This window comes from Roseateles sp. GW821-FHT09H10, assembly GCF_059415865.1.
Genome location: NZ_JBWKOB010000001.1, coordinates 1,406,793 through 1,426,789, shown reverse-complemented (window position 1 = coordinate 1,426,789; position 19,997 = coordinate 1,406,793). Strand labels below are relative to the sequence as shown.

Genomic DNA, 19,997 nt, shown 5'->3' with positions numbered 1-19,997 from the left:
CCTCCTTGGTCAGACCGCGCATGATGACAGAGGCGGGATGACCATTCGCCCCTAATTCGAACGAAGGATGCGTGGCGCGCACGAGACGAATCGACGTGTGGAAACCGGCAGCTAGCGGCGCCGTGCCTAGACTCGCGCGAACCAAGGAGGCTCCCCGATGAAAACGCCCTGCCCCAACCGCATTGCCGCTAGCGCGGCCCTGCTCGCGCTGAGCTGCGCAGCCCAGGCCCAGACTTCGCTGGAGCGGGTCGAGATCACAGGCACGGCCATCAAGCGCATCGAGGGCGAGACGGCGCTGCCGGTGCAGGTCATCACGCGCAACGACATCGACAAGGCCGGCGTGACAACGGCGGCCGAGCTGATCGCCCGCCTCAGTGCCAGCGCCAACAACCTGACCGACGGCGGCAGCATCGGCTACGGGGGCTTTCGCGACCAGATGGGCCTGAACGCGGCCAACCTGCGCGGCCTGGGCGTGTCGTCCACGCTGGTGCTGCTGAACGGCCGGCGCATGGCCAATTTCGCCTCGCCGGGCGACGCCGCCGGCGTGGACCTGAACAGCATCCCCGCCGCGGCCATCCAGCGCGTCGAGATCCTGCTGGACGGCGCCTCCTCGCTGTACGGCTCGGACGCCATCGGCGGCGTCATCAACTTCATCACGCGCAAGGACTACAGCGGCGCCGAGATCAATGTGCTGGCCGGCAACACGACGGAGGGCGGCGCCAACAAGCGCTCGGCCACGCTGGCCGGCGGCTTCGGCGACTACGGCCGCCAGGGCTTCAACATCATGGCCGTGCTGGACGTGCAGAAGACCACCAGCCTGAATGCCACGCAGCGCAAGTTCATCAAGGAGCTGGACATCCCCGGCCGCCTGCCGGACCTGCTGTCCAGCGCCAGCTTCCCCGGCAACATCCTGCTCGACCAGAACCTGCCGGACTCCGAACAGCGCGACACGCTGATTTCCGAGGGCTACAAGGCCAACGGCAAGACCGTCATCGACTCCTTCCGCGTCAACCCTGCGGCGGCCACCGGCTGCGCCCCGGCCAATGGCAGCCTCTACCTGCCCGACGGCATCGGCGGCGTGGACGGCTGCACCTTCGACTACATGCGGGACATCGAGCTCTATCCCAAGTCGAAGAAGACCAGCCTGTTCACCCGCGGCGTATTCAATCTCGGCGGCGGCCACCAGCTCTTCGCCGAGGCCTCGCTGGCGCGCGCCCGCACCTTCTACACCGGCACGCCCAACCGCGTGGACGCCGAGATCGACATCGCGCGCCTGCCCTTCCTCGCCTTCAGCTCGCTGAACGCGCTGCCCGCCGGCGACGAGCGCCGCATCATGGTCGTGCGCACCCGCCTGATGGAGGCCGGCCTGCGCACCAGCGAGGTGGCGGCCTCGGCTGACCGCTTCGTGCTGGGCACCAACGGCCTGCTCGCCGGCTGGGACTATGAATGGGCGCTGAACCACAGCCGCAGCAAGGTCTCGGACCGCGACTCCCAGGGCTATCTCAACGAACAGATGATCATGGACGGCTTCGCGGCCGGCACGCTGAATGCGTTCGGACCGTCCAGCGCGGCGGGCATCGCCCTGTACGAGAAGGCCCAGATCCGCGGCGAGGTGCGCCGCGCCATCGGCACCATGGACAGCCTGGACTTCAAGGCTTCCAAGGCCATCGGCAAGCTCGACGGCGGTGACCTGGCCGTGGCCTTTGGCGGCGAAGTGCGCCGCGAGAAGCAGGACTACCACCAGTCCGACGCGCTCAAGCAGGACCTCATCCTCGGCGAGACCTCTCAAGGGCCGGACTCGGACTTCGGCAAGTCGCGCAAGGTCTCGGCCGTTTTCAGCGAAATCAGTGCCCCCATCACCAAGCAGCTGGAACTGCAGGCCGCGGTGCGCTACGAGCACTACCAGGTCAGCGGGGGCGCGCTCAGCCCCAAGCTGGGACTGAAGTACGTGCCCAGCCCTGAATTGCTGCTGCGAGCATCGGTCGGCAAGGGCTTTCGCGCGCCGAGCATGTCCGACCTGTACCGCCCCGTCACGGAAGGCACCGCCGCCACGCTCGTCGACCCCGTCTGCCTGGCCGCAGACCCGGAAAACACGCCCACGGACTGCTCGGATACCTGGCCGACGCTGAACTACAGCAACGTCAAGCTCAAGCCCGAGAAGTCACGCCAATTCTCGGCCGGCGTCGTCTTCGAGCCGCGGCGTGGCGTCAGCCTCAATGTCGACTACTGGAACATCGAGAAGTCCAACCTGATCAGCACCCTGGGCGTGGACGTCATTCTGGGCAACCTGGGCAAGTACGGCGGCTTCGTCAATCGCGACGAGGACGGCGACATCGACTGGATCGACCTCATCAAGGAAAACCGCGGCAAGCAGCGCATCTCCGGCCTGGACCTCGGCGTCAACCTGACGGGCCTGAAGACGGGCTTCGGCGAGTTCGGCCTGCGCCTGAACGGCACGCTGACGCTGAAGTCCCAGCAGCAGACCGGCGACGGCGATCCCTTCGTCAGCAATCTGGGCCGCTTCATCAACGACGGCGTCGTGCAGCGCTGGCGCCACACGGTCAGCGTGGACTGGGAAAGCGGCCCCTTCTCCGCGACGCTGTCCAACAGCTTCCTGTCTGGCTACGACGACCAGCACATCATCGGCAAGCCCGACCGCAAGGTCTCGGCCTACTCGCTGTGGAATGCCTCGGCGGCCTGGGCGGCCACGAAGTCGCTGACCCTGCGCGCCGGCGTGCAGAACATGTTCGACAAGTCGCCGCCGTTCTCGCAGCAGGCCTGGTTCTTCCTGTCCGGCTACGACCCGAGCTACACCGACCCGCGCGGCCGCTACGCCTACGTCAGCGCCAGGTACAGCTTCAAGTAACGAGCTCGCGCACCCAGTCCGGCAGGGCAATGGCCTTGTCGGTCTGGGCATCGAACCACAGCGTCGTCGCGCCGCCCTCGGCGTAGATGACGCCGGGCTCGTCGGCCCGCTCCAGCGTGATCCAGGTCTCGAAGCTGGTGCGGCCGGGGTCGCTGACGTAGTGCTTCGCGAGCACCTCGCCGGGCACCTTCAGCTGGCGATAGAAATTGCAGAAGGCATTGACGATGACCGGCCCCTGCCCGCCAGGATTCGGCGGTGCGCCGATGGCGGCCAGCCAGTCCACACGCGCCATCTCCAGGTAGCGGAAGTACAGCGTGTTGTTGATGTGGCCCATGGCGTCCATGTCGCCCCAGCGCATCTGGATGCGCAGCTCGAAGGTCAGCTTCTTCTCGGCCGGAACGGCATATCTCATGGCTGCATGCCCAGTTCGGCGGCGATACGGTTGACCAACTGACGCAGCGAGGCGACTTCCGCGCGCAGCAAGGCCACCTCCTCGTCGCGCGGCATGGCGGCCACGGCCGCCTGCTCGATCGAGGCCACCGGCCCGCACAGCAGATGCGCCCAGCGCGCCTCGCGGGCGCCCGGCGCCTTGGGCAGCTTGATGGCCATCGGCTGCTCGCGTTCGGCCAATTCCTCGAGGAAACCTTCGACCGAGGACACATCGGCGAAGCGATGCAGCCGCTCGGTGTTCTGGCGCAGCTCGGCCGCCGTCTGCGGGCCGCGCAGCATCAGCTGGGTCAGCAGCGCCTGGGCCGCGCCGGGCACGCCCAGGCCGCGGGCGAAGTTGTGCTCGTAGCGCACCACGCGGCTGCCGCTGACGGTGTTGACGAGGCTCAGGCTCTTCAGCTCCTCGATGGTCGCCAGCACCTCGGCCTCGGACACGTCCATGACCGGGTCGCGCGCCGTCTTCTGGTTGCATCCCGAAGTCAGCGCATTGGCCGACAGCGGGTAGCTGTCCGGCACGGTGCTTTCCTTTTCAACGAGGACGGCGAGGACGCGGGCCTCCAGCGGGGTCAGGTCTCGCTTAAACACCGAAGCCATCGTCCGCTTGAATGACGGCGCCATTGATGAAGTGGCTCTCGGTGGCACACAACATCAGCAGCGAGGTGTCCAGGTCCTTGGGCTGGCCGACGCGCTTCCTCGGCAGCAGCTCGACGAGCTTCTTGCCCTGCTCGGTGCCCCAGTGGTGGTGGTTGATCTCGGTGTCGATATAGCCCGGGCAGATGGCGTTCACGTTGATGCCGTACTTGCCCCATTCCAGCGCCATGGCCCGCGTCATGTGGATGACGGCGGCTTTGCTCATCGCATAGACGCCGATCTGGCCCAGCACGCGCAGGCCGGCCATCGACGCCACATTGACGATGCGCCCGCCGATGAAGGTGCCCGGCGCCGAGCCGCGTGCACGGGCCAGCATGCGCTTGCCCACCTCCTGCGCGACGAAGAAGGCGCCACGCGTGTTGGTGTCCATCACATAGTCGTAGTCGTTCTCGGTGACGTCGGTGAGACGCTGCGTCGTGCTGACGCCGGAGTTGTTGATGAGGATGTCCAGCGTGCCGACCTCGGTCTCGGCATGGGCCACGGCGGAGCGGATGCTGGCCACATCGGTCACGTCGAGCTGCACGACATGGGCATCGCCGCCATTGCCCTCGATCTCGGCGCGCAGGTCCTTCAGCCGCTCGACGCGGCGGCCAGCCAGCACGACGCAGGCGCCGGCCTGGGACAGCGTGCGGGCGAACTGCGCGCCCAGGCCGCTCGACGCGCCGGTGATCAGCGCCACGCGGCCTTCCAGATTGATGGAGTAACTCATGAGACTGCCTTCTGAGTGGGTTGCGTCCATCCTACCGGTCTAGACCGCACAACCTAAAAAAGCACGATCGTTCGATTTGCATTCCAGCCTCTCTAGAATCGCGCGCAATTCATATCCGCCGGAGACCTGTATGACGTCCGAAGAAATCCTGGCCCAGTTCGGCCCCCGCGAGTCCATGGAATACGACGTGGTCATCGTCGGCGGCGGCCCGGGCGGCCTGGCCACGGCCATCCGGCTCAAGCAGATCAAGCCCGATGCCAACATCGTCGTGCTGGAGAAGGGCTCGGAGCCCGGCGCCCACATCCTGTCGGGTGCCGTCATGGACCCGCGCGCCCTCACCGAGCTGTTCCCGAACTGGAAGGAACTCGGCGCGCCGCTGAACCAGGCCGTGACCGGCGACGACGTGCTGCTGCTGTCCGAGACCGGCAGCACCCGCACGCCCGACGCCCTGGTGCCGCGCAACTTCCACAACGACGGCTGCTACGTCATCAGCCTGTCCGACGTCGTCAAGTGGCTGGCCCAGCAGGCCGAGAACCTCGGCATCGAGATCTTCCCGGGCTTTGCCGCCGCCGAGGTGCTCTATGACGAGCAGGGCCGCGTCAAGGGCGTGGCCACCGGCAATATGGGCATCGGCAAGGACGGCGAGCCCGGCGACAGCTTCCAGCTTGGCATGGAGCTGTGCGCCAAGTACACGGTGTTTGCCGAAGGCGCCCGCGGCCATCTGGGCAAGCAGCTGCTGGCCAAGTACAAGCTGACCGAAGGCAAGGACACCCAGACCTTCGCCATCGGCATCAAGGAGCTGTGGGAGATCCCCGCCGACAAGGCCCAGCCCGGCAAGGTCGTGCACACGGCCGGCTGGCCCATGGAAGGCGACACCTTCGGCGGCGGCTTCCTCTACCACCTGGACGGCAACAAGGTCACGCTGGGCTTCGTCATCGGCCTGGACTACGACAACCCCTATCTGAGCCCCTTCGAGGAGATGCAGCGCTGGAAGGCCCACCCGGCCATCCGCGCCCACATCGAGGGCGGCAAGCGCATCGGCTACGGTGCCCGCGCCATCAACAACGGCACGCCCCAGGCCCTGCCCAAGACCGTCTTCCCCGGCGGCTGCCTGATCGGCTGCGACGCCGGCTATTTGAACGCCGCCCGCATCAAGGGCAGCCACGCGGCCATCAAGAGCGGCATGCTGGCCGCCGAGGCCCTGGCGCCCGCGCTGGCCGCCGGTCGCGCCCAGGACGAGCTGACGGCCTACCCCGAGGCCTTCGAGAAGAGCTGGCTGAACGAGGAGCTGCAGCAGAGCCGCAACTTCAAGCTCTGGTTCAAGAAGGGCAAGACGGTCGGCCAGTTGATGACCGGCATCGAGCAGTGGCTGCTGCCCAAGCTGGGCGTCAAGAGCCCGCCGTGGACCCTGCACAACCACAAGGCCGACAACGAGTCCCTGCGTCCGGCCGCCGAGTGCAAGCCCATCGCCTATCCCAAGCCGGATGGCAAGCTGACCTTCGACCGCCTCTCCTCGGTGTTCATCTCCAACACCAACCATGAAGAGAACCAGCCGGCCCACCTGACGCTGAAGAACAACTCGGTGCCCGTGCAGGTCAACCTGGCCAGGTTCGCCGGCCCCGAGAGCCGCTACTGCCCGGCCGGCGTCTACGAATTCGTGCCGAATGAAGGCGGCAGCGGCGAGCGCCTGCAGATCAATGCGCAGAACTGCGTGCACTGCAAGACCTGCGACATCAAGGACCCGACGCAGAACATCGTCTGGGTCACGCCCGAAGGCGGCGGCGGCCCCAACTACGCGGGCATGTAAGACGCGTCCTCCCACACTCGAAGCCGGCCTCAAGCCGGCTTTTTTGTTGCCTCCGCGCCGGTGCGCCGATAGACTGTTTTTTCATACAGTCAGCAGCCCGGAGGCGCTAGGTGAGTGCAGCAGCAAGGATCAGGGTCGGCATCGGCGGCTGGAACTTCGAGCCCTGGCGCGACAACTTCTACCCCAAGGGCTGGCCGCAGGCCCGTGAGCTCGAGTACGCCAGCCAGCACCTGACGGCCATCGAGATCAACAGCACCTATTACGGCGCGCAGAAGCCGGCCACCTTCGCCAAGTGGCGCAAGGAGACGCCCGAGGGCTTCATGTTCTCGCTGAAGGCCATCCGCTTCGCGACCCAGCGCCGCGTGCTGGCCGACGGCGCCGACTCCATCAAGCGCTTCATCGAATCCGGCATTGCCGAGCTGGGCGACAAGCTCGGCCCCATCGTCTGGCAGCTGGCGCCGACGCACAAGTTCGACGCCGGCGACATGACCGCCTTCCTGGAGCTGCTGCCGGCCGAGATCGACGGCCTGAAGCTGCGCCATGCGCTGGACGTGCGCCATGCCAGCTTCCAATCGCCCGAGTACCTGGCCCTGGCACGCAAGTTCAAGGCCGCGACGGTGTTCACCGAGTCCGACGACTACCCGCCCATCGCCGAGCCGACCGGCGACTTCGTCTACACGCGCATCATGCGCACCCACTCGGACGAAGCGCTGGGCTGCAAGCCCGAGGTCTTTCCGCAGCTGGCGGCGTCGGCCCAGATCTGGTCAGAGGGCGGCGAGCCGGAAGGCCTGCCGCGCATCGAGCCCGCCGCGGCTGCAGCAGGCCCGCGCGATGTCTTCGTCTACTTCATCAGCGGCGCCAAGGAACGCGCGCCGCATGCGGCCATGGCGCTGCGGCGGGCGCTGGGCGAGGATGTGGCTGCCTAGCGCTCCAGCCGCGCCATCCAGTCGGCCGTGGCGCGGTCTTCGGCGCGCTCGGACGCCGCCAGCGCCTCGCGGATGCGCTGGCGTTCCGTGGCGGCGCGGTTCTGGCTCATCTTGAGCTTGAGTTCCCAGCGCGTCACGCGGATGCGAAAGCCGACGATGGCACCGAGCAGCTTGGTCTGGTAGTCCTCCTTGAGGCCGCGCCACTGCTCCGCATATGCCGGCTCAAAACGGCCGATCAACCGCTTCAGCAGCCCATCCTTGTCGGCCTGGCCATCGATGAGCTCGATGTCGCCATAGGCATGCAGGGCAGCGTAGTTCCAGGTCGGCACGTTCTGCACGGCGTCGTAGTGGCTGGGGCTCACATAGGCGCTCGGCCCGCTGAAGACGGCCAGCAGGCTCTTCTGTTGCGACAGCCAGCCCCAGTGCGGATTGGCGCGGGCCATATGACCCTCCAGCACCAGGCCGTTGTCGTCGGGCACGACGACCAGCGGCAGATGGCTGCCAAAGCCCTGCCCCGCCGCATCCGGCCCGACCAGCAGGGCCAGCGGATGCTCGGCGATCAAGCGCAAGGCATGGTCGAGATCGGTGGACTTGAATTGGGCGGGCAGGTACACGGCGGCTCCAAAAAAAGAGGCTCCTATCATCGCCGCCATGCTGAATGTCGAAGCCCTGCAAACGCTGAAACCCCTGAATTCGGCGGCGGATGAGGAGGTCGCCGTCGAGCTGCCCGTCGCGCTGACGGTCAATGGCATCTCACAGGCCGTCATGCTGGCCACGCCGGCCGACCTGGAGGATTTCGCGCTGGGCTTCGGACTGGCCGAGGGCTGGTTCACATCGCGCCAGGAGCTGCTGGACATCGAGGTGGACATGCGGCCTGAAGGCCTGGAGCTGGGCCTGACCGTGACCGCGGCCTGCGAGCAGCGACTGAAGGCGCGCCGGCGCACCCTGGCCGGCCGCACCGGCTGCGGCCTGTGCGGCGTCGACAGCCTGGCCCAGCTCGCCGCCGTCCAGCCGTCACCCGTGCAGCCTCCCCACCTCACGGCCGGCGCCCTGGAGCGCGCCCTCGCCGCCCTGCCCTCGGCCCAGCCCCTGAACGCACGCTGCGGCGGCCTGCATGGCGCGGCCTGGTGCCGCCCCGACGGCGAGCTGGTGCTGGCCCGCGAGGACATCGGCCGCCATAACGCGCTGGACAAGCTGACCGGTGCGCTGGCGCGCCGCGCTGCGGATCCGCCGCGCCAGGGCTTCGTGCTGATGTCCAGCCGCGCCAGCTACGAGCTCGTGCACAAGACGGCCATGGCCGGCATCGGCCTGCTGGCCTGCATGTCAGCGCCCAGCAGCCTGGCCATCGCGACGGCGCGCGGCCTGGGCCTGGAGCTGTGGGCCTTTGTGCGCGAAGGCCGCGCGACCCGCTACGCCTGAGGGGCGCTCAACGCAAGAGCGCCGCGGCGCGCACGTCGTCCTCGGCCTCGCCTTCACCCTCGCCCGCCAGGAAGCAGCGCACGACGATCTGGTCGCGCCCACCACGCTTGGCTTCGTAGAGGGCCTCGTCGGCCGCGGCATACATGACCTCGGGCGTCAGGCTGGAGGTCGGCGCGGCCCACCAGGCCAGGCCGAAGCTGGCCGTCACCACGCCCTGCGGACTGCCTTCGTGGGGCAGGGCCAGGGCATGCAGGGCGGCATTGAGCTGGCCGACGAAATGCAGGGCCATTTCGGCCGAGGTGGCCGAGAAGATGACGCCGAACTCCTCGCCGCCGAGGCGGAACAGCGCATCGGTCGAGCGCTTGATGCTGTCCTTCAGCGTCTGTGACAGGGCCTTGAGGACGGCATCGCCGGCCTGGTGGCCGTAGCGGTCGTTGTAGGCCTTGAAGTGGTCCACGTCGAGCATGCACAGGGCCACGGCCTGGCCGCGCTGGGCACCCGCCAGGGCGGCCAGGCAGACATCATTGAAATGACGCCGGTTGAAGGCGCCCGTCAGCGCGTCGACGATGGCCAGGTCGCGCAACTGCCGGTTGGCCGCCTCCAGCGCGCGGGCGTCGTCGCGCAGGCGCTGCTCGTCGGCCTTGCGGCGCGAGATGTCCAGGTGGGTGCCGGCCAGGCGCAGCGGGCGGCCTTCGGCGTCGCGCTCGAAGACGCTGCCATTGCTCTGCACCCAGACCCAATGGCCGGCGGCATGGCGCATGCGGAACTCGGCCGTGTAGCGTTCGTCGGCGCCGCTGAAATGGCGCTTCATCGCGATATTGGCCTCGATGAGGTCGGCGGGATGGCAGAGCCTCTCCCAGGTGGTGCCGGTCACCGGCTCGAGCTCGGCCCGGCTGCGGCCCAGCATCTGCGCCCAACGCTCGTTGATGTCCAGCTGGCCGCTGTCGATATGCCAGTCCCAGGTGCCGGCGGCCGTGCCGTCCAGCACATTGGCCATGCGCTGGCGATCCTCGGCCAGCACGGCCTCCGTCCTCTCGAGCCGCCGCCGCACGACGAGGCTGCGCGCCACCGCGAGCGCGACGAGCAGGGTCGCCAGGCCGCCCGAGCTCAGGGCGAGCAACGGTGCCCGGTCGCTCTCCGCAGCCAGGGCGCCCGGCCGGGGCCTGAGCACCAGCTGCCAGGGGCGCCCGCCCACGTCGACGCTGAGGGCCGTGTCGCGCTCGTCGGACCGGAAGGGCTCGCTGCCGGCCGAGGAGTAGATCAGGCGGTGCTTCTCTTCCTGGTCGAAGACGAAGACATCCAGGCCATTGGCGTCGGCCCGCAAGGCCGCCTCGGCCATCAGCGCGGGCAGTTCGATGACACCGGCGAGGAAGCCGGTCAGCTCGCGGCGCCTGTCCTCGACGCCGGCGGGATGCGCCACCCGGTAGGTCGGTGCGGACACCGCGAAGCCCGTGATGGCCGTGGCCTTCTGGTCGCGGCGGATCAGAGAAAAGGTCTCGGAGGCGATGGGCACGCCGGCATCGCGCGCCAGCAGCTTGGAGCGCATGCGGCGCGGGTCGAAGGCCATGTCCACGCCGATGGCCCCGCCGTTCTCGGGCCAGGAGTAGCGCACCGGCACATGCAGCTCACGCTCGCGCGCCGGGATGAAGCCATCGGCCTCGTGGTCCGGCGCCGGCTCGACGACGCGATAGCCGGGCTGCTCGAGATTGGCCTGAGCCTCGAACTCGGCCAGCTTCGCGCGCGGCACGACGGGCTGCCACTCCAGCAGGGTCAGGGCCGACGACTCCGTCATCAGGCCCGCGCCATAGCGGGCGAACTGGGCGCGTGTCAGCGCGGGCTGGGCGGACAGCATCTGGCTGGCCGCCTGCAGCGTCTCCACGACCCGCAGCAGTTGCAGGTCGAAGGCGCTGACCACGCTCTGGCCCATCGCGTTCAGCAGTTCGCGCTGCTGGCCCGCCGCCTTCAGGGCCAGCGCCCGGTAGGCCCCCACGCTGCCCGCCAGGCCCACCGCCAGGATGAGGACGACCAGCGTCACGTCGACGACCCAGGGCCAGAGCCTGCGGCGCTGCGGCGCACTCATGGCCGGGCCTCCAGCGTCGTCACGAGGCGCTCATAGAACTGTCCCTGCTGGCGCAGATAGAGGCCGGGATCCTTGATCGCGTGGATGCGTGCCGACGCACCCAGGGCCTCGGTGCCGGCCTGCCACTCAGCGTCGGCGGCTACCTTGTCGAGCAGGGCCCGCCAGCGCTCGACGGCCTCGGCGGGCATGCCGGCCGGCCCCAGCAGGGCCGACCAGCCCTGCAGCTTCTGCATGTCGCGCAGGCCCAGTTCGGCGGCGTTCTGCAGCCGCGGCAGGGCCTGCAGCCGGCCCTGGGCCGTCGTCATCAGGCCGCGCAGGGCCCCCGACTGGATGGCCGGGACCATGGTGCGCGCGTTGTTGCAGCTGAAGTCGACCTCGCCGTTGAGCAGGGCCTGCGTGGCCAGGGAGCCCTGTCCGAAATGCAGGGGCCTGGCGGCATCGCCGGGCAGGCCGTTCAGGGACAGCAGATAGCGCACGGCGAGGTTCTGCAGCGTGCCGGCACCCGCCGTGCTGTAGCGCAGCTGGCCCGGCGTCGCGGCGATGGCGGCCAGCAGTTCGTGCATGGACTGGATGGGGGTGCCGGTGCGAACGGCGCAGATGAGCGGCGCCTGGTCGAGCACGGCCAGCACCGTGAAATCACCCACGGGCACGGCCGTGCGCGGCGACAGCGCCGGCAGGATGGCGACGCTGCCCACGCGGGCCAGCAGCAGGGTGCGGCCGTCGGGCAGGGCCTGCTTGACCGCACGCCCCGCCGCCGCGCCGGATTCGGCGGTCAGGTGGACGATGTCGAACTCCACGCCGCCGACGCGGGCCGCGCTCTGCACGAAATTGCGGGCCGAGCCATCGGCCTCGCCGCCAGCCATGAAGGGCACGAACAGCCGGATCGGCGCCATGCCGGGCTGGGTCGCGCCCACGGCGGCGCTGGCCAGCAGGCCGCCCGCCAAGGCGAGCAGCGCTGCGAGCCCTTTTCCCAGCCTATTTCTTGTCATGAGCGCCACCAGCCGATCATAAATAAGCGAAACATCGCTTGAATTGGCAAATTTGAACTTGAAATGGTCAATTCGTGACGATCGCCACGGACGAGGCCGACTGGCGGCACATAGCCCCCGGGCGAGCGGATTGGCGGGTTTCTACAAGCCTCAAAACGGCCGGCTGCCGAAACTGGATCCCATCGATTCACCCCTCAGGAGCCCGCCATGAGCAGCACCATCCGCCCCTTCCGCATCGACATCCCCCAAGCCCAGGTCGACGACCTGCAGCAGCGCCTGCGCCAGACCCGCTGGCCCCAAACCGTCGCCAAGGACTGGAGCCGCGGCCAGCCGACGGACTTCATCCGCGACCTGGCCACCCAATGGCTGGACGGCTATGACTGGCGCCGGCACGAGGCCGAACTGAACCGCCACCCGCAGTTCACGACCGAGATCGACGGCCAGACCCTTCACTTCCTGCATGTGCGCTCGCCCGAGCCGTACGCCCTGCCTCTGGTGCTGACCCACGGCTGGCCCAGCAGCGTGGCCGAGTTCCTCGATGTCATCGGCCCCCTGAGCGACCCGCGCGCGCATGGGCTGGACCCGGCGGTGGCCTTCCATCTGGTCATCCCTTCCCTGCCCGGCTTCGCCTTCTCGTCGCCGCTGGCCGGCCCGGGCTGGGATGCGGCGCGCACCGCCGCCACCTGGGAAACGCTGATGAAGCGCCTGGGCTATGAGCAATACGGCTTCCAGGGCGGCGATGCCGGCGCCCTGGTCGGCCGCGAGCTTGCCATCCTGAACCCCAAGGGCCTGCTCGGCGTCCATCTGCAGCAGATCTTCGCCTTCCCGAGCGGCGCCCCCGGCGAGATGGAGCAGCTCTCGCCCTTCGAGATGGCCGGCCTGGGCAATCTGGAGCGCTTCCAGAAGTACAACGGCTATGCCGAGATCCAGTCCAAGCGGCCGGCCACCCTGGGCTTCGGCCTGGTGGATTCGCCCGTGGCCCAGCTGGCCTGGAATGCCGAGCTCTTCTTCGGCTTCGAGGGCGAGGCCGCCAGCACCATGGACCGCGAGCGCTTCCTGACCCATGTGTCGCTGTACTGGTTCACCGCGACGGGCGGCCAGGCGGCCGAGTTCTATTACGAGAACGCCCAGACCGGCGCCGGCTACCGCGAACTCCCCAGCGCCGCGCCGACTGCGGTGGCCTCCTTCCCGAACGACTTCCGCTCGGTGCGAACCTTTGCCGAGCGCTCGTTCAGCAACATCGTGCAGTGGACCGAGATGCCGCGCGGCGGCCATTTCGCGGCGGCGGACGCGCCGGAGCTGCTGGTGCAGGACATGCGCAGCTTCTTCGCCGGGCTGCGCTGAGCCAGCGGCTCGCTACCATGCGTGCATGCAGTTGCCCTGCCTGCACGCGGCATGACCGGCCGCGACCCGGACACCCAGCGCGAGACGCGCGCGGCCGACTCCCTGTCGGCCGCGCGCTTCATCGTCCATGTGCACCGTGTCAGCTATGCGGCGGCCACGCAGGAGACGCTGCGGCCCGACGGCAGCTGGGACCTGGTGTTCAGGCAGGACCGCGAGGGGCGGCTGATGGTGCTGCAGACCGGCCAGACCGATCAGGTCGTGCAACTGGACAGCGCGGCCGGCGACAGCTGGTTCAGCATCGCCTTCAGGCCCGAGGTCTATATGCCGAGCCAGCCGGGCGCCGTGATGGTCAACCAGGGTCGCGTGCATGAACTGGCTGGCCAGCGCGGTGTCGTCATCGGCGGCGAACGCCAGGAGCTGCCCAGCTTCGACAACGCCGAGCAGTTCGTCATGGAACTGGCGCGGCGCGGGCTGATCGAGGTGGACCTGCTGCTGCAGCGCGCGGCGGCCGGCGGCTGGCGAGGCGTGGACGACCGCAGCCTGCAGCGCCACAGCGCCCACGTCACGGGCATGAGCCCGAAGAAGCTGCAGCAGATCCTGCGGGCCGATGCGGCCAGCAACCTGCTGCTGCAGGGCCAGCGGCCCGCCGACGTGGCCGCCGAGCTGGGCTATACCGACCAGGCCCATCTGACGCATTCGCTGCGCCGCATCCTGGGCCTCACGCCGGGGCAGTTGCAGCCGCCAAGGCTCACCAAATAGCGCTCGCCAAAGAAAAACGCCGCGGTGAAGGAATCACCACGGCGTCATCTGTTCTTGGCGGAGTCGGAGGGATTCGAACCCTCGATGCAGGTTTTGCCCACATACTCCCTTAGCAGGGGAGCACCTTCGGCCACTCGGTCACGACTCCAGCACAGCCGCGCATTCTATACCAGCGCGCTAGGCTCTCAGAAAGAAATCCGTTCTATCAGCCCGATTTTCTGCGGGCCGAGCGCCGGGCCGCTCCCTAGCCGGCCCGCTCTGGCGATGCGCTTGCCGGTCGATCCGGCAAGCATCGCCATCCCCTCGGGGGATCGGCCAAGGTCCCCCTTGGACGAGAGGCCCCATTTCAGGCGGCAGCCGCTTCTTGGTCCAGATCGAAGGCCTTGTGCAGGGCGCGCACGGCCAGCTCCATGTACTTCTCGTCGATGACGACGCTGGTCTTGATCTCGCTCGTCGAGATCATCTGGATGTTGATGCCCTCTTCCGACAGCGCGCGGAACATCTTGCTGGCCACGCCGACATGCGAGCGCATGCCGATGCCGACGATGGAGACCTTGCAGATCTTGGGGTCGCCAACGACCTTGCTGGCGTTGGTGGCCGGGCCGACGGTGTTCTGCAGCAGCTCCATCGTGCGCGCATAGTCGTTGCGGTGCACGGTGAAGGAGAAGTCGGTCTTGCCGTCGTGGGAGACGTTCTGGATGATGACGTCGATGTCGATGTTGGCCTCGGCCACGGGGCCCAGGATCTGGAAGGCGATGCCGGGCTTGTCGGGCACGCCGAGCAGCGTCACCTTGGCCTCGTCGCGGTTGAAGGCAATGCCCGAAACGACGGCTTGTTCCATTTTTTCGTCCTCTTCAAAACTGATCAGGGTGCCGGACTTGGCTTCCTCGTTGATGTCGATGTCCCAGGGCGTGAAGCTGGACAGCACGCGCAGCGGCACGCGGTATTTGCCGGCGAATTCCACCGAGCGGATCTGCAGGATCTTGGAGCCGAGCGAAGCCATCTCCAGCATCTCTTCGAAGCTGATGGTGTGCAGGCGGCGCGCCTCGGGCACGATGCGCGGGTCGGTCGTGTAGACGCCGTCCACATCGGTGTAGATCAGGCACTCGTCGGCCTTCATCGCGGCGGCGATGGCCACGGCCGAGGTGTCGGAACCGCCACGGCCCAGCGTCGTGATGTTGTTGTCGGCGTCGATGCCCTGGAAGCCGGCGATGACGACGACCTTGCCCTCGGCCAGGTCAGCGCGCACGCGCTTGTCATCGATGCTCTCGATGCGGGCCTTGGTATAGGACGAGTCGGTGGCCACCGGCACCTGCCAGCCCGTGTAGCTGACGGCCTGCACGCCTTCGGCCTGCAGCGCGATGGCCAGCAGGCCCACCGAGACCTGTTCGCCGGTGGCGGCGATCATGTCCAGCTCGCGGTTCACTTCCGGGCTCATGCTGGCCGGCGACAGCTCCTTGGCGAGACCGAGCAGGCGGTTGGTTTCGCCGCTCATCGCCGAGGGCACGACCACCAGCTGGTGGCCGGCGCGCACCCATTTGGCAACGCGTTTGGCCACGTTGCGAATGCGATCGGTGGAACCCATCGAGGTGCCGCCGTACTTGTGGACGATCAGAGCCATGTGTTTGAGCGAAGGCTGGAAGAGTGAGCCGCCGGGACGGATGCTCGCAAACCCCTGATTTTATGCGCCAGTCCCGCTCTCGCCTTCGCTCTGCGGCAAGGCTGAGTCCTCCAGCCAGCGCAAAGACAGCTGCGGCACATCTTGATCGGCGAAGGCACGCGCATCCATGCCCAGGCCGGCGACTGCGATGAGACGGCCTTCGGCGTCGAACAGCAAGGGGCCGCCGCGCCGCCAGGGCGGCAGGCCGGCTTCCTGGCAGGCTTTTTTCAAACTGCGCGGCACGGAAGCCGGAGCGCGCTGGAATTGCTCTCCACCGGAGCGGGCGCCTTGCGTCAGTCGAGCGAGCCTCTCGGTTGAAATGCCTGGCGAGCCTGGCTCGACGAGCCAGGCGCCCTGCCAGCCGGGTTGCGGGTAGAGGCCGGGTCGACCCAGATCGACGGGAGACGGCTGCAAGGGCTGCATCGATGCCACCGCCCAGTACAGGCCATCGCGATAGGCATGCACCGCGCCGCCGGGCGCCGGCCAGGACAAGGTCGCACCAGGACGCCATTCGGCCAGAAGCCGCTCGACCAGGCTGGCCGGCGCTGCGGTGAACTGCGACAACCAGGCGCGCAGCGCGTTGCCCGCGCGGGCGGGCGAAAAGGCCAGCAACGCCACCAGGTCGAGTCGCTCGGCACTGGCAATGGTCGCCAGATCGGCGGCGGCGACCTCGGCCGCGAGGTCCGCCGCCTGCTGGGCCCAGCGCGCCGCCTGGGCCAGGCCGGCCTCGGCGGCCGGAAATGCCGGCCACAGCGCCTGCCGCAGCCGGTTGCGGGCATAGCGCGGGTCGGTGTTGCTCGGGTCTTCAATCCAGCTCAACCCATGCAGCTCGGCATAGGCCAGGATTTCGCTGCGCGGCCTGTCCAGCCAGGGGCGCGCCCAGCACAGGCCGTCACGCCATTGCGCCCTGGGCATGCCCGCCAGCCCCGCAGTGCCAGCGCCGCGCATGGCCTGCAGCAGAAACGTCTCGGCTTGATCCTGGCGGTGCTGGGCCAGCAGCAGCAGGTCAGCCCCGGCCACGACGGCCATGTCATGCAGGGCGCGATGCCGCCCCTCCCTCGCCCAGGCTTCGATGCTGTCGCCCCGCCCCGGCGCGCCGCTCAGCCGCGTGCAGGCGAACTCGGCGCCGCAGGCCCGCGCGAACCGCTCGCAATGGACGGCCCAGTCGTCGGCCTGGGCCTGCAGGCCATGGTGGACATGAAGTGCGACGACCCTGGCACTCACCGCCGCGCGGGCGGTGGCATGCAACAGGGCCGTGGAATCGAGGCCGCCGCTGAACGCGACGGCGACCGCATCACCGGTTCTTGGTGTCGCTGAAGCGGCCATAGGCCTGGACGCGCTCGTAGCGGCGGTCCAGCAGCTCGCGGGTCTTGAGGTCGCTGACCTGGCGCAGCGAGTCGCTCAGCGCGCGCTTCAGGTTGGAGGCCATCTGCTTGGCATCGCGATGGGCGCCGCCCACCGGCTCATTGACGATCTTGTCGATCAGGCCCAGGGCCTTCAGGCGGTGGGCCGTGATGCCCAGGGCCTCGGCCGCGTCAGAGGCGCGCTCGCTGCTCTTCCACAGGATGGAGGCGCAGCCTTCGGGCGAGATGACGGAGTAGGCCGCGAATTGCAGCATCAGCACCTGGTCGGCCACGCCGATGGCCAGGGCGCCGCCCGAGCCGCCTTCGCCAATGATGGTGGCGATGATGGGCACTTCCAGCTGGGCCATCTCGAGGATGTTGCGGCCGATGGCTTCGGACTGGCCACGCTCCTCGGCACCGATGCCGGGATAGGCACCCATGGTGTCGATGAAGGTGAAGACGGGCAGGCCGAACTTCTCGGCCAGCTTCAGCAGGCGCAGGGCCTTGCGGTAGCCCTCGGGGCGCGGCATGCCGAAGTTGCGCAGCGTGCGCTCTTTGGCATCACTGCCGCGCTGGTGGCCGATGACCATGCAGGCCTGGCCGTTGAAGCGGGCGATGCCGCCCACGATGGCGGCGTCGTCGGCGAAGTGGCGGTCACCGTGGAGTTCCTGGAACTCGGTGAAGACCTCGGTGCAGTAGTCCAGGGTCTGGGGACGCTGCGGGTGGCGGGCGACCTGATAGACCTGCCAGGGCGCGACGTTGGAATAGACGTCCTTGGTCAGCTGCTGGCTTTTCTTGGAGAGGCGGTCGATCTCTTCCGAGATGTCGACGGCCGACTCGCTCTGCACATAGCGCAGTTCTTCGATCTTGGTCTCGAGCTCGGCAATGGGTTGCTCGAACTCCAGGAAGTGTTTCTTGCTCATCAGTCGTCCTGATATCAAACGCCCACCATCTTTCTACCCCGCACAGCGGGTAGGACGTGGGCTAGTAATCCACCGGTAGGGGATCCAGGCTGCGCCAAATGTACCAAACCGCTACCGAGCGGTAGGGTGCCCAGGCGTCGCCCACCTCGCGGGCCTCGGCTCGTGACACGGGCTCGCCGGAGAAGTAGTTCAGGCTGATGCCCTTCAGCAGCCCGACGTCGTCCAGGGGCATCACATTGGGGCGCATCAGATGAAAAATCAAGAACATCTCGGCCGTCCAACGGCCGATGCCACGGATGGCAACCAGTTCTTCAATGATGGCTTCGTCGTCCATCTGCGCCCATTGGCGCACATGTACCTGGCCAGAATCGAAATGTTCGGCCAGATCACGCAGATATTCGACCTTGCGGGCGGACAGGCCAGCGGCGCGCTGCTCCTCCACGCCCAGGGCCAGGACGGCGGCCGGCTGGCATTTGGGCATCAGCGCCACCCAGCGGTTCCAGACCGACTGCGCGGCCTTGACCGAGATCTGCTGGCCGACGATGGAACGGGCCAGCGTGGCGAAGGCGTCGCCGCGGCTTTGCAGGCGGGCCTCGCCAAACTGCGGGATGAGCTTCTTCATGACCCGGTCGCGCTTGACCAGATGCTTGCAGGCCTCGTCCCAGTAGGCCGGGATCACTTCAGGCGGCATCAGCTCTTCACCCAGGTCGTGCCACCGGCACCGTCCTTCAGCGTGATGCCCTTGGCCGTCAGCTCGGCGCGGATGGCGTCGGCGCCGGCAAAGTCCTTGGCTGCCTTGGCCGCGGCACGGGCGGCGATGCGCTCCTCGATCCAGGCTGCCTCGTCGCTGGAGCCGCCCTGCAGATAGGCGCGCGGGGCCTGCTGCAGGATGCCGAGCACGCCGGCCAGGGCCTTGAGCAGGCCGGCACGCTGGGGCGAACGGTCGCGATTGACCTCGTTGACGAGGTCGAACAGCACGGCGACGGCGCCCGGGGTGCCGAAGTCCTCGTCCATGGCCGTCTTGAAGGCGGCGGCGCTGGGCTCGGTCCAGTCGATGGTCACGTCGGCGGGCGGCACCGCATCCAGCGCCGTGTACAGCCGCGTCAGCGCCGTTCGAGCGTCTTCCAGGTGCGAGTCGCTGAAGTTGAACGGCCGGCGGTAATGGGTGCGCAGCATGAAGAAGCGCAGCGTCTCGCCGTCGAACTTCTGCAGCACGTCGCGGATGGTGAAGAAGTTGCCCAGGCTCTTGGACATCTTCTCGCCGTCGACGTTCAGGAAGCCGTTGTGCAGCCAGTAGGTCGCGAAGTCATAGCCCGCGCCTTCGCTCTGGGCGATCTCGTTCTCGTGGTGGGGGAACTGCAGGTCGGCGCCACCACCATGGATGTCGAAGCTCTCGCCCAGCAGGGCGCAGCTCATGGCCGAGCATTCGATGTGCCAGCCCGGGCGGCCTTCGCCGAAGGGCGCGGCCCACTTGGCGTCGGCCGGCTCCTCGGCCTTGGCGGCCTTCCACAGCACGAAGTCCAGCGGATCGAGCTTGCCGTCATCCACGGCCACGCGCTCGCCGGCGCGCAGGTCGTCGATGCTCTTGCCACTGAGCTTGCCGTAGCCGTCGAACTTGCGCACGGCGTAGTTCACGTCGCCGCCCTCGGCGCGATAGGCCAGGCCCCGCTCCTCGAGGCGCTCGATCAGCGACAGCATCTGCGGCACGTACTCGGTCGCGCGCGGCTCGTGGTCGGGTCGCAGCAGGCCGACGGCGGCGAAGTCCTCGTGCATCGCGGCGCTCATCTCTTCCGTCAGCTGGCGGATGGTGATGCCGCGCTCGACGGCGCGCTTGATGATCTTGTCGTCGATGTCGGTGATGTTGCGCACATACGTGACATCAAGACCGCTGGCGCGCAGCCAGCGATAGATGACGTCGAACGCCATGTTCATGCGCAGATGTCCCATGTGACACAGGTCGTAGACCGTGATGCCGCAGACGTACATGCGCACTTGGCCAGGCACGAGCGGTCGGAAGTCTTCGAGAGTGCGACTGAGGGAATTGAAAACGCGCAGGGACATGGGAAACGGGCAG

The 19,997-nt window shown here is 68.0% G+C and carries 17 protein-coding genes and 1 tRNA gene; 6 read left to right on the top strand and 12 right to left on the bottom strand.

Annotated features, from left to right (window positions below; all coding sequences use genetic code 11):
* The first annotated feature begins 157 nt into the window (after nucleotides 1-157).
* Nucleotides 158-2,866 carry a TonB-dependent receptor gene (locus AC07OY_RS06630; protein ID WP_495041719.1) on the top strand — a complete coding sequence of 903 codons (2,709 nt, stop codon included), beginning with the start codon at nucleotides 158-160 and terminating at the stop codon, nucleotides 2,864-2,866.
* Here the strand turns inward: AC07OY_RS06630 and AC07OY_RS06625 are convergent.
* From AC07OY_RS06625 to AC07OY_RS06615, 3 genes are read right to left on the bottom strand one after another with little or no spacing between them, the layout of a single operon-like run.
* Nucleotides 2,859-3,278: an acyl-CoA thioesterase gene (locus tag AC07OY_RS06625; protein ID WP_495041718.1), complete on the bottom strand. Its 420-nt coding sequence runs from the start codon at nucleotides 3,276-3,278 to the stop codon at nucleotides 2,859-2,861. The two genes, AC07OY_RS06630 and AC07OY_RS06625, sit on opposite strands and share 8 nt — an antisense overlap.
* Nucleotides 3,275-3,907, bottom strand: a complete 633-nt coding sequence (locus AC07OY_RS06620; RefSeq protein ID WP_495041717.1) for a YceH family protein — start codon at nucleotides 3,905-3,907, stop codon at nucleotides 3,275-3,277. The genes AC07OY_RS06625 and AC07OY_RS06620 overlap by 4 nt, the downstream gene beginning before the upstream one ends.
* Nucleotides 3,891-4,673: an SDR family oxidoreductase gene (locus tag AC07OY_RS06615; protein WP_495041716.1), complete on the bottom strand. Its 783-nt coding sequence runs from the start codon at nucleotides 4,671-4,673 to the stop codon at nucleotides 3,891-3,893. The genes AC07OY_RS06620 and AC07OY_RS06615 overlap by 17 nt, the downstream gene beginning before the upstream one ends.
* 130 nt (nucleotides 4,674-4,803) lie before the next feature.
* Between AC07OY_RS06615 and AC07OY_RS06610 the strand changes: the two genes are divergently transcribed.
* Nucleotides 4,804-6,480: an electron transfer flavoprotein-ubiquinone oxidoreductase gene (locus AC07OY_RS06610; RefSeq protein WP_495041715.1), complete on the top strand. Its 1,677-nt coding sequence runs from the start codon at nucleotides 4,804-4,806 to the stop codon at nucleotides 6,478-6,480.
* 110 nt (nucleotides 6,481-6,590) lie between these two features.
* Nucleotides 6,591-7,406 carry a DUF72 domain-containing protein gene (locus tag AC07OY_RS06605; protein ID WP_495041714.1) on the top strand — a complete coding sequence of 272 codons (816 nt, stop codon included), beginning with the start codon at nucleotides 6,591-6,593 and terminating at the stop codon, nucleotides 7,404-7,406.
* On the opposite strand, the gene AC07OY_RS06600 is transcribed toward AC07OY_RS06605, so the two are convergent.
* Nucleotides 7,403-8,020 (bottom strand): FMN-binding negative transcriptional regulator, encoded by a 618-nt coding sequence (locus AC07OY_RS06600; RefSeq protein ID WP_495041713.1) that lies wholly within the window; start codon nucleotides 8,018-8,020, stop codon nucleotides 7,403-7,405. The two genes, AC07OY_RS06605 and AC07OY_RS06600, sit on opposite strands and share 4 nt — an antisense overlap.
* A gap of 37 nt (nucleotides 8,021-8,057) precedes the next feature.
* On the opposite strand from AC07OY_RS06600, the gene fdhD reads away from it, so the two are divergent.
* The gene (fdhD, locus tag AC07OY_RS06595; RefSeq protein WP_495041712.1) at nucleotides 8,058-8,825 is read left to right on the top strand and encodes a formate dehydrogenase accessory sulfurtransferase FdhD; all 768 of its coding nucleotides are present in this window, start codon (nucleotides 8,058-8,060) and stop codon (nucleotides 8,823-8,825) included.
* Between the two features lie 7 nt (nucleotides 8,826-8,832).
* Here fdhD and AC07OY_RS06590 read toward each other — a convergent pair whose 3' ends face one another.
* Both AC07OY_RS06590 and AC07OY_RS06585 read right to left on the bottom strand, forming a co-directional pair.
* Complete coding sequence (locus AC07OY_RS06590) at nucleotides 8,833-10,905, bottom strand: diguanylate cyclase (RefSeq protein WP_495041711.1); 2,073 nt, start codon at nucleotides 10,903-10,905, stop codon at nucleotides 8,833-8,835.
* Entirely contained in the window at nucleotides 10,902-11,894 is a 993-nt protein-coding gene (locus AC07OY_RS06585; protein ID WP_495041710.1) for a tripartite tricarboxylate transporter substrate binding protein, read from the bottom strand. The genes AC07OY_RS06590 and AC07OY_RS06585 overlap by 4 nt, the downstream gene beginning before the upstream one ends.
* Nucleotides 11,895-12,101: 207 nt before the next feature.
* On the opposite strand from AC07OY_RS06585, the gene AC07OY_RS06580 reads away from it, so the two are divergent.
* Both AC07OY_RS06580 and AC07OY_RS06575 read left to right on the top strand, forming a co-directional pair.
* Nucleotides 12,102-13,238 carry an epoxide hydrolase family protein gene (locus AC07OY_RS06580; RefSeq protein ID WP_495041709.1) on the top strand — a complete coding sequence of 379 codons (1,137 nt, stop codon included), beginning with the start codon at nucleotides 12,102-12,104 and terminating at the stop codon, nucleotides 13,236-13,238.
* A gap of 51 nt (nucleotides 13,239-13,289) precedes the next feature.
* Nucleotides 13,290-13,997 carry an AraC family transcriptional regulator gene (locus AC07OY_RS06575; protein ID WP_495041708.1) on the top strand — a complete coding sequence of 236 codons (708 nt, stop codon included), beginning with the start codon at nucleotides 13,290-13,292 and terminating at the stop codon, nucleotides 13,995-13,997.
* Between the two features lie 55 nt (nucleotides 13,998-14,052).
* Here the strand turns inward: AC07OY_RS06575 and AC07OY_RS06570 are convergent.
* The 6 genes from AC07OY_RS06570 to cysS all read right to left on the bottom strand — a co-directional run bounded on the left by AC07OY_RS06570 (nucleotide 14,053) and on the right by cysS (nucleotide 19,984).
* Nucleotides 14,053-14,145 (bottom strand) — tRNA-Ser (locus AC07OY_RS06570).
* A 198-nt stretch (nucleotides 14,146-14,343) separates the two neighbouring features.
* Complete coding sequence (locus AC07OY_RS06565) at nucleotides 14,344-15,618, bottom strand: aspartate kinase (RefSeq protein WP_495041707.1); 1,275 nt, start codon at nucleotides 15,616-15,618, stop codon at nucleotides 14,344-14,346.
* A 60-nt stretch (nucleotides 15,619-15,678) separates the two neighbouring features.
* Nucleotides 15,679-16,983 (bottom strand): tRNA lysidine(34) synthetase TilS, encoded by a 1,305-nt coding sequence (gene tilS / locus AC07OY_RS06560; protein ID WP_495041706.1) that lies wholly within the window; start codon nucleotides 16,981-16,983, stop codon nucleotides 15,679-15,681.
* On the bottom strand, nucleotides 16,952-17,923 hold the full coding sequence (locus AC07OY_RS06555) for an acetyl-CoA carboxylase carboxyltransferase subunit alpha (protein ID WP_495041705.1): 972 nt from the start codon (nucleotides 17,921-17,923) through the stop codon (nucleotides 16,952-16,954). The genes tilS and AC07OY_RS06555 overlap by 32 nt, the downstream gene beginning before the upstream one ends.
* Before the next feature lie 61 nt (nucleotides 17,924-17,984).
* A complete protein-coding gene (locus AC07OY_RS06550) occupies nucleotides 17,985-18,614 on the bottom strand; it encodes a DNA-3-methyladenine glycosylase family protein (RefSeq protein ID WP_495041704.1) in 630 nt (209 codons plus the stop codon).
* Complete coding sequence (gene cysS, locus AC07OY_RS06545) at nucleotides 18,614-19,984, bottom strand: cysteine--tRNA ligase (protein ID WP_495041703.1); 1,371 nt, start codon at nucleotides 19,982-19,984, stop codon at nucleotides 18,614-18,616. The genes AC07OY_RS06550 and cysS overlap by 1 nt, the downstream gene beginning before the upstream one ends.
* Nucleotides 19,985-19,997: the final 13 nt, after the last annotated feature.